Origin of the sequence: Pseudomonas sp. So3.2b, assembly GCF_019464415.1 — a bacterium.
In the GTDB taxonomy this organism is placed as follows: Bacteria; Pseudomonadota; Gammaproteobacteria; order Pseudomonadales; family Pseudomonadaceae; genus Aquipseudomonas; species Aquipseudomonas shahriarae.
Map to the genome: position 1 here is coordinate 392,957 of NZ_CP080494.1, position 10,120 is coordinate 403,076.

Annotated in this window: 8 protein-coding genes; 2 read left to right on the forward strand and 6 right to left on the reverse strand. The window is 60.0% G+C overall.

From position 1 onward, the window contains the following. Positions 1–10: 10 nt before the first annotated feature. The 5 genes from K1X80_RS01815 to K1X80_RS01835 all read right to left on the reverse strand — a co-directional run bounded on the left by K1X80_RS01815 (position 11) and on the right by K1X80_RS01835 (position 6,816). Positions 11–472: an SRPBCC family protein gene (locus tag K1X80_RS01815; RefSeq protein WP_057957926.1), complete on the reverse strand. Its 462-nt coding sequence runs from the start codon at positions 470–472 to the stop codon at positions 11–13. Positions 473–494: 22 nt separating this feature from the next. Then, a complete protein-coding gene (locus K1X80_RS01820) occupies positions 495–3,884 on the reverse strand; it encodes an amino acid adenylation domain-containing protein (protein WP_186626322.1) in 3,390 nt (1,129 codons plus the stop codon). Then, on the reverse strand, positions 3,881–4,828 hold the full coding sequence (locus tag K1X80_RS01825; RefSeq protein WP_115127104.1) for a diiron oxygenase: 948 nt from the start codon (positions 4,826–4,828) through the stop codon (positions 3,881–3,883). Before K1X80_RS01825 ends, K1X80_RS01820 begins: the two co-directional genes overlap by 4 nt. Beyond that, a complete protein-coding gene (locus tag K1X80_RS01830; RefSeq protein WP_169990645.1) occupies positions 4,825–5,595 on the reverse strand; it encodes a DUF3050 domain-containing protein in 771 nt (256 codons plus the stop codon). The genes K1X80_RS01825 and K1X80_RS01830 overlap by 4 nt, the downstream gene beginning before the upstream one ends. Before the next feature lie 510 nt (positions 5,596–6,105). Continuing rightward, on the reverse strand, positions 6,106–6,816 hold the full coding sequence (locus tag K1X80_RS01835) for a GntR family transcriptional regulator (protein WP_057957930.1): 711 nt from the start codon (positions 6,814–6,816) through the stop codon (positions 6,106–6,108). A 276-nt stretch (positions 6,817–7,092) separates the two neighbouring features. Here K1X80_RS01835 and lapG point away from each other — a divergent pair, with 276 nt between their 5' ends. Together lapG and lapD are read left to right on the forward strand one after the other, a co-directional pair. Further along, positions 7,093–7,785, forward strand: a complete 693-nt coding sequence (lapG, locus tag K1X80_RS01840) for a cysteine protease LapG (protein ID WP_057441344.1) — start codon at positions 7,093–7,095, stop codon at positions 7,783–7,785. A 14-nt stretch (positions 7,786–7,799) separates the two neighbouring features. Next, positions 7,800–9,746: a cyclic di-GMP receptor LapD gene (gene lapD, locus K1X80_RS01845; protein WP_057957931.1), complete on the forward strand. Its 1,947-nt coding sequence runs from the start codon at positions 7,800–7,802 to the stop codon at positions 9,744–9,746. 14 nt (positions 9,747–9,760) lie between these two features. Here the strand turns inward: lapD and K1X80_RS01850 are convergent, their stop codons facing one another. Further along, positions 9,761–10,099: a hypothetical protein gene (locus K1X80_RS01850; RefSeq protein ID WP_057441348.1), complete on the reverse strand. Its 339-nt coding sequence runs from the start codon at positions 10,097–10,099 to the stop codon at positions 9,761–9,763. Positions 10,100–10,120 lie beyond the last annotated feature (21 nt).

Below are 10,120 nucleotides of genomic sequence, written 5' to 3' on the forward strand. Positions count from 1 at the left end.
GCCATTTTTTTCAGCCAAGCAACCGGCGTACGTTATCCAGTGCACTGTCGGCGAAGTCCTGAATAAACTGTTCAAACCCCTTTTTATCGCGGGCATCAACGGGCTCGGCGATGATGGTCCAGGTCGCCCGCGCTTGTTGCCCCTCAAGCGACTCAACAGCCATTGCCGCCCACAGTCGGGCCACGCCCAAGGTGTTATAGATCGTCGTCCACGTCATGTGCATCGTCCGCGCATCGTGGCTGTTGAGCTGTTCCACGACGATATTGCCATCGTGGAACCATTTCTTGCGTAGCGATCCCACCCCGCTGCCCGTCATGCTGATACGGGCGAGGGCAGGAATGAACGCGTCAAATCCCTCGAAACGCCCCACGACCGCCCATAGCTCATCGGCGCTGCAGGCAATCACCACAGATGACACCACAGGCCTGCCCAGGGGGTTTTTGATCAACGTATCGGGTTGCAGCTGTCTCATAAGTATTTCCTGAAGGCGGGGGTCACAGAAAGCCGATGGCATTGAGGTATTGGCATCCTCTGCGTAATAACTCGGGTGCTTTTTCGGGATACTGCACACCCATTTGTTCGACGCCATGGCGTGCGTTCTCATGGCGAATCATCGAAATATCGCCGATGTCTTCTCCCAGCCCATTGAGGTAGAACCCGAGCACACCGAAAAGGGCATTCTCGCGACCTACTTCGCGCAGATGGTGCTGCCAATCCGCGACGCTCACCAACTCGAACGCATGACCTGCCTGGCGAAACGACTCCACGTAGGTTTCCCACCTCAGGGGCTGCGGATTGTGCAGGTTGAAGACGCTACGCTCGGCAACGTAGTTGCCACTGTGGAAGGCAATGAACCGTGCCAGGAAATCCACCGGCATCAGGTCGAAGTTCAAGCCCAGGCGTGGCACCCGGCCCAGCTGCAGCGATCCCTTGAGCATCAGCAGCAGGCGGTTCTTGTGGGGTTGGCAGACACCGTTGTGGCTATTGAAACTGATGTTCCCGGGTCGATAGATATTGATCCAGGCACCTTGTCCGGCGGCACGCCCCAATAGACGTTCGGCCACCCATTTGGACAGGTTGTAGCCGTTCTTGATGTACAGCGGTGGGGTGCTTGCCGCCGGCGCTTCAAGCACTTGCCCGTCGGCCCCAACGCTACTCGACGCGGATAGTGTGGAGACGAAATTGAGCACTTTCTTGCAATGGGTTTCGCACAGGCGCAGGCATTCAATGACCGGCTCCACGTTGTCCTTGGCCAGCGATGCGTAGTCCATGACGTGATTGACGTGGGCCGCGCTGTGTACCAGCACCCCGAACTGGCGGGCGAGGCGTTCATAGACCTGTGCCTCCAGGCCTAAACGAGGTTGGCGCAGGTCAGCGGTGTATACCCGTACGCGGCTCAGGTCCAGGTGTTCCAGGCGGTATTCACGCATGGCGTCGGCAAACCGTATGGCGGCCGATTGTCCTGGGTTTTCGCGAACCAGGCAGGCGACTTCTGTCGCTCCGGCCACCAGCAAGGCTTCGACGATATGTATACCCAAAAAGCTGTTGGCGCCGGTCACGATAGCCTTGTGGCGATCACCGGCACGCGCCCCTGGCAGCACGGGGATATCCAGCGGGCGTAGTGCATCGCTTATCGCCCGGGCGGTGGGCGCCGTCCCCGGCGCGCTGTCGCCCATCAACGCCGCGAGTGTCTGCACCGTTGGCGCTTCGATAAACCGGTTGAGGGGCAGGCTGCGTCCGTACAACTCGCGAATCCGCAGGAGCATGGTCGAAAGCAGAATGGAGTGACCGCCGAGATGGAAAAAACTGTCGTCAGTCGAGATCTCGTTGACCGGCAACCCCAGCAGCTCACTCCACAGGTCCAGCAATTGCGCTTCCACCGGCGTTTGGGGGAGGCAATGGGGGTTATCCGAGACGGCCTGCACGACCAGTGCCTGTAATGCCTGGCGATCAACTTTGCCATTGCTGCCATAGGGCAGGCTCGTCAACTCAGTGAATACGGTCGGCTGCATATAGTCCGGCAGCGTTTGCCTGGCGTGTTGCTTGAGCGCTGCCAGGGCCGCGCCCGAATAGCTGGGATCAGCGTGTGCCACGAACACGAGAATTCTTCGCTCACGGTTAATCACCACCGCCACCTGGCGAAACAACTGGCTGGCGCGCAAACACTGCTCAATCTCCTGGGGTTCGACCCGAAAACCGCGGATCTTCACCTGCTGGTCCTGGCGCCCGACCAGTTCGATGCCCTCTGCAGTCCATTTCGCCATGTCTCCCGTGCGATAGGTGCGCAGGGTTCGGCCATCAGGCAGCGCAAGGTGCACAAAGTGCTCGGCGGTCTGCCGTGGCTGGTTCACATACCCAAGGCTTACTCCAGGGCCTGCGATGTACAGCTCGCCAACCACCTGATCCTCAACCGGTCGGCGCTGCTCGTCGAGGATCAGCACCTGACTGTTGGCGATGGGCATGCCGAGGTTGAGATTGCTGTCGTCAGCCCGCATCCGCCGGCAGCTGACCAGCACCGTGGCCTCTGTCGGGCCATACAGGTTGTGCAGGGCGCATTGCCCGGCCATTTGCTCAATGACATGGGGCTCACAGATATCACCGCCGGTCAGCAGGTGCTCCAGGCCCAGCGGCCGATCCATCGGCAGCAGGCTCAACAGCGCAGGTGGCAGGAAGGCATGGGTGATGCGCCGTTGCCGGATCAGTTCCACCAACTGGCGAGGGTCGCGACGCTGTTCTTCGCTGGGAACAATCAGGGTCGCGCCCTGGCTCAGGGCCGGAAAAAGGTCGATCAGTGAAGAGTCAAAACTCAAGGAAGAAAATTGCAGTACGCGGCTGTGCTCACTGAGCTCGACATACTGGCTGTACCACGCCGAGAAATGGGCCAGGTTCTGCTGGCTGAGCAAAACGCCCTTGGGCTGGCCGGTGGTGCCGGAGGTGTAGAGCACCATGCTGGCGCTATCAATCGAGGGTAACGTCAGGGCCAGGGGGCAGCGCTCGTCCATGTGCCGGCTGTCTATGCCGCTGACATCCACCCCAGTGAAATGCTCGCGCAACGGATGTTGGCCGTCATCGAGCAACACCGTGGCCCCTGCATTCTCCAGCATGGCCCGCTGGCGCGGCAGCGGATGGCCCGGCTCCAATGGCAGATAGACTGCGCCGCAGCCAAGAATCGCCAGAATGCTGGCATACAACTCAACCGACTTGCCCAGGCAAATACCGACCACGGGCACCTGCCCAGGCCCGAGCAACGGCCGCAAAACCTGCTGGATCGCCAGGCTGTGCCGCAACAGGCGTCGATAACTCAGGCTGAGGCCGGCGATCTCCAGGGCCGGCCTATCGGCGAAGACCCGCAAGCTGTGCTCCAACTGTTTGACCAGCGGCGTCCGGGCTTTTTGCAGCAGCGCCGGCTCATCGGTCCGGTTAAGGCGATGCAGGTAGGCCAGCCCCTCCAGGCCTTGCAGGCTTTGCTCTGGAAGGGGGGAGGCGCTCGCACGTTGGGCAAAATGTCCGGGGTTGCGCGCGAAGCCGCTGACCTGCCGCACAATCCACTCGACCAACTGTGTCACCGCCTGGCGTCGCAGTTGTTGACCGTTGCCGCAGGCTGGCGGTGCTACATCCAGCACGGCCAGCAGTTGCGATACGCGGTCATAGCAGCGTATTTGCAGGGCCGGCAGGCCGCACTCGCTCAAGGGGCCGATGGCCAGGCGCAGGCTCATCACGACCATGCCGGGCGAATCCTGGGCGACGGGCTGAGTGCCGTCTTCAATCAGCAAGTCGATGGCCGGCTCCTGCGCACCAAGGTCATGACCATAGGGTTCCAGTGCCTGCGTCAGCTCGTGCAAGGCCGTACTGGTACCGACCGGCCTAATCCCTAGGCGTCTCATGACGGGCTCCCGGATACGGGCAGATACGCGCTCATCGCCTGGGCGACGCAGGGTGTTTGCAGCAGACCGCTGCGGCGCAGGAAACCCATGATGTTGCTGATCAGCGGGTGCTGGCGGGTGATGGGAAAGGCCAGGGCATTTACCTCGACCCGCAAAGCTTCGCGGACGGAGGGACTGATATCCAGATGGTCGATCAACAGCAGGTCGAAGTCCCTTTGCAGGTCATTGGTCAAATAGTGCTGCAGGAAGATCGGCAGCATCTGGGCGAGACAGTGGCGGTCTGCTTCGCTTGCCGTTTGCCAGTAGAGCCGCACCAGGCCGGTCCAGAAGCTGGCGTGGCGGCCCTCATCAGCCAGATGGTCGGCCATCAACCCCCTTACCGACTGTTTGACGCTGTCATCCTTGGCAAACGCCGCCACGTCATGGGTGACTGTGTTCTCGGCAATCGCCACGCCGATCAGCTCCACGGCATCACGCAGATGTGCCGGTACGCGGGCCTGCGCGCTGGGTATGGCACGGCTCAACTCGATGGCCGCAGGTAGCGCCAGCGGCGCAATACCCGTCTTCTCCTGCGTTTGCTGCATGAAGTCCAGGGCAACGAGGGCGTGGTAATCCTCATCGACCACCACGGTCATGGCGGCGTAGCGGCAGGCCACAGGGAAGGGGATTGAAAAGCGATTCTTGGCGATGCTCCTCGCGGTTTTATCGACGATCTCGGTTTCAAAGATCACCACGTCGTTGATGAATTTGTAGAACGTCTGCACCAGGACAAACTCGCGCCACTGCGGACAATGCTCCAGAAAGCCTGCACTGAGCACCAACGGTTGACGACATAGGGGATAGATCAACTTGTCGTCATCTTCCAGCAGGCGACGCGGGCGAGTACGGATGGTCGCCTGCTGCTCCCAGTCGGTCGCGAATGAGCGGTAGTCGGCAGCGGTCACAGGCTCACCTCCTGGCATCCTGCGTGCCGGCGCAGGCCGTCCCACAGGGCGATGCGGCTCTCTACGGCGCTGATGGCAGCATTCCAGGCCTGTTGTTCGCGCAGGGGATCTGCCTGGATCAGCCGCTGTAGCAGGTGTTCTGCGGCCGGTTCATGACCCTGGGCGTCCAGCTCGATGTGCCGCTGCAGGTAATAGCACAAGCTGGGGGCTTGCCGATGAGCGACATCGCAGCCTTCCAGGAGGCGCTTGAACATCGCCGGGATGACACTTTCGCGGCCATGCAGGAAGGTCGCGGCGACACAATGGGTCGGTGCGTTCAAGGCGACGTCCAGGGTGTGCCGCACAAAGCGCTCTACCGCAGGATCAATGGTGATCTGTGCCAAGGCGCTGTCGACGCTTGCTCCCTCACGCTGCAACGCGATGAATCGTTCGATGGTGATGGTGCAGGCTCCCACCTCGCGCATGGCCTCCAGATACAGTTCGAAGTGACTGCTGTGCCCGACGCCCTGGCGCTGGTCTGATTCCTCGTCCAGGACAATTTCGTTGATCAGCCGCGCAGCCTGTGGGTCTGTCGGCGGCAGCCAGGGCAGGCGGATGCAGGTCAGGTCCTGTTGCAGGCGTTTGGTCAGGGTCATGAAGTCCCAGACGGCGAACACATGGTTTTGCATAAAGTGTTGTAGTTGCGGGAGAGAATTGATTTCCAGGAAAATCGGATGCTCATGTAATTGTTGTTTTTTATGTCTAAGTAGTTCTTGTAGTTGAAACATGGTTAATGCCTATAAGTCGTTATGTCGACTCAAATAAAAAGTTTGTTTAGAACCAAGCGTGGGTTGTTGCGAGTACTTCGTTGCCCGGCAAGCAACAGGTAGTGACAAAGCATCCTATTCTTGTTGGAGCGCGCGTCGTCCACAGCTATGCCCAAGCCTGTGCCTACGCTTTCGAATGAAGTGCCAAGACCAATTAAAGAATAATCACTTGGTTAAGTGTTCAAATACTTTCTGAGTTGTATAAGGTTTTTTTGCAGGAAGGGAAATGCTGCAGTTGAACTTACTGTTCGGGGTGGGAACTTTCCTTGTTGTTTGCGAGTTTTATGTGGGTGGACTTAACGGGCAGGATTTGATCCATTATTGCTTTGCAACGCTGCAGGTTCCTATCGGTCGATATCGAGTCTGTTGGCGCAACCATCCAGGAGGGTGACGGCAGGCATGGACCGGCTTTGGGCGTGTGCGGCGCCTGGTCATCCAGGTCGCGCACTGGGCGGCTAAAGCCGGGAGAAGTCAACGCGGACCTTTGTCGTTGTCCTGTTCAATGCTGTTGAGGTATTGAGTGATCACTTCCATGCCGCGCATCAGGTGATTACGCAGCGTCAGCACGCTCTGCTCGACTTTTTTCTGCGCGACCAGATTCAGCAGCTCGCGATGGTCCTCCTGGGAGGTTTTGCCCAGTCCCATGGCTTCAAGGTTGAAGCGCAGGAACCGCTCCTCCTCGTTCAGCCCGTGTTCCACCAGGTTCAACAACCGCTGGTTGGGTGCCTTGCCATACAACGCCATGTGAAACAGGCGGTTGAGCCGGCCGATTTCGGTGTAGTCGGTTTCGCACTCAAGGGTGTCGATCAAGGCACCCGCCTGCTCGATATCGCTCTGGGTGAGTAATGGGATAGACAAGCGCAGTGCTTCCGACTCCAGGAGAATACGCAGGGCGTAGGTCTCCGCCGAGTTATCTTCAATCAGCGGAGCAACCACGGCGCCTTTATGGGTTACCACATGCAACAGCGACTGTGCCTCCAGCTGGCGCAGGGCTTCGCGCACCGGCATCCGGCTGACCCCGAACAGGCTGGCCAGCTCTTGCTGGCGCATGGCGGTGCCGCAGGGCAGGCGACCATCCAGTATGGCGTTGCGCAATGTTTCTTCAATAACGGAGCGCGCGAGGTGAGCGGGAATGGGCCCACTGATCTTGATGCTGCTCAAAGGGTTCGGCTTGTGCGTCACGACTACGCTATCCTCCTTTCTTGTTGGAATGGGTTTTGGCTAATTGGATCCAAAGAACACTAGAGATTGCATGCAGGCTTGTCAAACAGGCAAAGTTTCCCTTTGTAAGCGACTCAACAGCGCGGTTTTACATCGCACATTATGGCTGGCGGGCGTCTTACAAGTGCGATTGCTTTAGCTGAGTGGACGCTGGGTGATTGCACTGTGCCATTGTCTTTTGCCGACTGACCCTTCACCATCGAATGATTCTCCGTCTCTTTCTACGGACTGAAGCCATTGGCGGTACGTTTTACTCCCTCGCGGATCCTGTGCTGGCTGTTTTCAGCGCTGCTGCTGGCTGGCTTATTGCCTGGCGGGCTGCATGCCGATTGGGATTTTTCCCAGATCAGCCGGCGCGCTACAGCGCTCTATGGACCGCTGGGCGCGGGCCAGCAGCGTATCGACGACTGGCAGCGGCTGCTGGCCACGCAAAAACAAGGCAGCGAGTTGGAGCAGCTCAAGGTGGTCAACCTGTTCTTCAACAAGCGGGTGCGCTATGTCGAAGATGTCGACTTATGGAGCCAGGTCGATTATTGGGAGACGCCCATCGAAGCCCTGTGGAAGGGCGCCGGCGATTGTGAAGACTATGCCATTGCCAAGTATTTCAGCCTGCGGCACCTGGGCGTCTCCAGCGACAAATTGCGCATTACCTACGTCAAGGCATTGCGGCAGAATCGCGCCCATATGGTCTTGACCTATTATTCGACGCCAGAGGCCATGCCACTGGTACTCGACAGCCTGATCGACGAGATCCAGCCTGCCAGCCAACGGACCGACTTGCTGCCGGTCTACTCCTTCAACGCCGAAGGCTTGTACCTGCCCGGCGCCAAAGGCAACAAAAAGGTTGGCGACACCAAGCGCCTGTCGCGCTGGCAGGATGTGTTGAAAAAAATGCGGGCGGAAGGTTTCCCAGCCGAGCCGGCCAACTAGGAGTAACTGTTCAGATGTCACTGTTCAAACAGCTGTTGATCGCTATCTGTCTGTTCCTGGTGGTCGCCTTCAGCGGCAGCTTCATGGTCAGCCTGGAAAGTTCGCGTACCCAATACGTGAACCAACTGCGCTCCCACGCGCAGGACGCGGCGACCGCTCTGGCGCTGTCCCTGACGCCCAATATCGACGACCCGGCGATGGTCGAACTGCTGGTCAGCTCGATCTTCGACAGCGGTTATTACGCGAGCATCCGCGTGGTCGACGTGACCAATGACCAGGTCATCGTCGAGCGCAGTGGTATCCCCGACAACAACGGCGTGCCCAACTGGTTCGTCAAGTTGATCGGCCTGGAACCGGCCGGCGGCGACGCCCTGGTCAGCCGTGGTTGGGAGCAGGCGGCGCGGGTCGAGGTGGTCAGCCATCCGATGTTCGCCCTGGCCAAGCTGTGGCAGAGCGCCCTGGGCAGCCTGGGCTGGCTGCTGCTGTGCGGCGCCGTCAGTGCGGTGCTGGGTGCGCTATTACTGCGCCGGCAACTCAAGCCTCTGGACTATATGGTCAAACAGTCCCATGCCATTGCCCGCCGTGAGTTCCTGAGCCTGCCGGATCTGCCGCGCACCCCGGAGCTGCGCCGCGTGGTACAGGCGATGAACCAGATGGTGGAAAAGCTCAAGGCACTGTTCCAGGAACAGGCCGAGCGCAGCGAAAAACTGCGGGTGGAATCCTATCAGGACAACCTCACGGGCCTGGCCAACCGTCGTTATTTCGAGATGCAACTCAATGCCCGGGTCAGCAACCCCGAAGAAACCAGCTCAGGCTACCTGCTGGTGCTGCGGGTCAAGGACCTGGCCGGCCTCAACCAGCGCCTCGGTGGCCAGCGCACCGACCAGCTGCTGCAGGCAGTCGGCGAACAACTGCTGCGCCAGTGCGAGCCGTACCCGGAAACCCATAACCTGATTACGCGCATCCGCGGCGGCGAGTTTGCCGTGCTGGCGCCGGGGCTGATGCGTGAAGAGGCGATGCAGCTGGCGCAGAACCTGGAAAGCACCCTGCAAAGCCTGCAAGCCACCGGCGCCAGTGACGTTTCGCCGGTTGCCTGTATCGGCCTGGCGCCGTTCAGTCACGGTGATTCCCCCCAGGCCCTGCTGACCCTGGCCGACCAGGCATTGGCCCAGGCCGAAACCCTGGGTGACGTGAGTTGGGTGTGCCTGGACCACAGCGCTGCCGCCAGCGTCGGCGACGATCATCATGCCTGGCACTCACTGTTGGACCTGGCGCTGAGCCAGCAACGCTTCGAGCTGTACTTCCAGCCGGTGGTGGCCGCCCAGGATCCGCAACTGATCCTGCACTACAAAGTGCTCTCGCGTTTGGTGGACGATCAGGGCCACACCATCCCGGCCGGCCGTTTCCTGCCTTGGCTGGAGCGGTTTGGCTGGTCGGCGCGTCTGGACCGACTGATGCTCGAGCTGGTGCTCAAGCAGATGGCCAGCCATGAACATTCGTTGGCCCTGAACCTGTCTGCAGCCACGCTGGCAGACCCCCAAGCCCTGAACCGCGTGTTCGACCTGCTGCGTCAGCATTCCAACCTGGGCCCGCGCCTGACCCTGGAAATCGGTGAAGAGCAACTGCCCGAACAGGCGGTACTGGAGCAGTTGACCCAGCGCCTGCGGGAGCTGAACTTCTCCCTCAGCCTGCAACGTTTTGGCGGGCGCTTCAGCATGATCGGTAACCTGGCGCGCCTGGGCCTGGCCTACCTGAAGATCGATGGCAGCTACATCCGCGACATCGACCAGGAAAGCGACAAGCGCCTGTTTATCGAAGCTATCCAGCGCGCAGCCCACAGCATCGACTTGCCGCTGATTGCCGAGCGGGTCGAAACCGAGGGTGAGTTGCAGGTGATTCGCGAGATGGGGATTTTTGGCGTGCAGGGCCAGCTGTTTGGCGAGCCGGCGCCCTGGCGCTGAGGCCGTGGCCGGCCTCAGATCAGGCCGGTCTCATCATCATTGATCAGGTGGCTCAGGCCACCCAGTGATTCCCGTGCGTGGCTGCGATCCTTGAGCTTGGCTTGCGCGGCAACCGGCAGGTCCGTGAGGTTGATCACGCCTTTCTGGATCAGCACCTGAATCAAGTCTTCCAGCACCCGAATCATCTCCGAGTCACTGTGCTTGAGCTGCTTGAGGCTCAGCTCCGCTTCTTCATTGGCAAACCAGGCCTGGATCTCATGATGATCCGCGGGCAGGGTGCCGGTCGATTCGGCGAAGGCAACCGCTTCGGCGCGAATCAGCTCACCCTGTGCATCACGTTGCACGTAGAACATTGAACATCCCTCATGAGGAGA

Excerpts from the sequence above, each read along its gene's own strand:
- K1X80_RS01815 (WP_057957926.1), bottom strand. The coding sequence starts at position 472 with ATGAGACAGCTGCAACCCGATACGTTGATCAAAAACCCCCTGGGCAGG.
- K1X80_RS01820 (WP_186626322.1), bottom strand. The coding sequence starts at position 3,884 with ATGAGACGCCTAGGGATTAGGCCGGTCGGTACCAGTACGGCCTTGCAC.
- K1X80_RS01830 (WP_169990645.1), bottom strand. The coding sequence starts at position 5,595 with ATGTTTCAACTACAAGAACTACTTAGACATAAAAAACAACAATTACAT.
- lapD (WP_057957931.1), top strand. The coding sequence starts at position 7,800 with ATGTCACTGTTCAAACAGCTGTTGATCGCTATCTGTCTGTTCCTGGTG.
- K1X80_RS01850 (WP_057441348.1), bottom strand. The coding sequence starts at position 10,099 with ATGTTCTACGTGCAACGTGATGCACAGGGTGAGCTGATTCGCGCCGAA.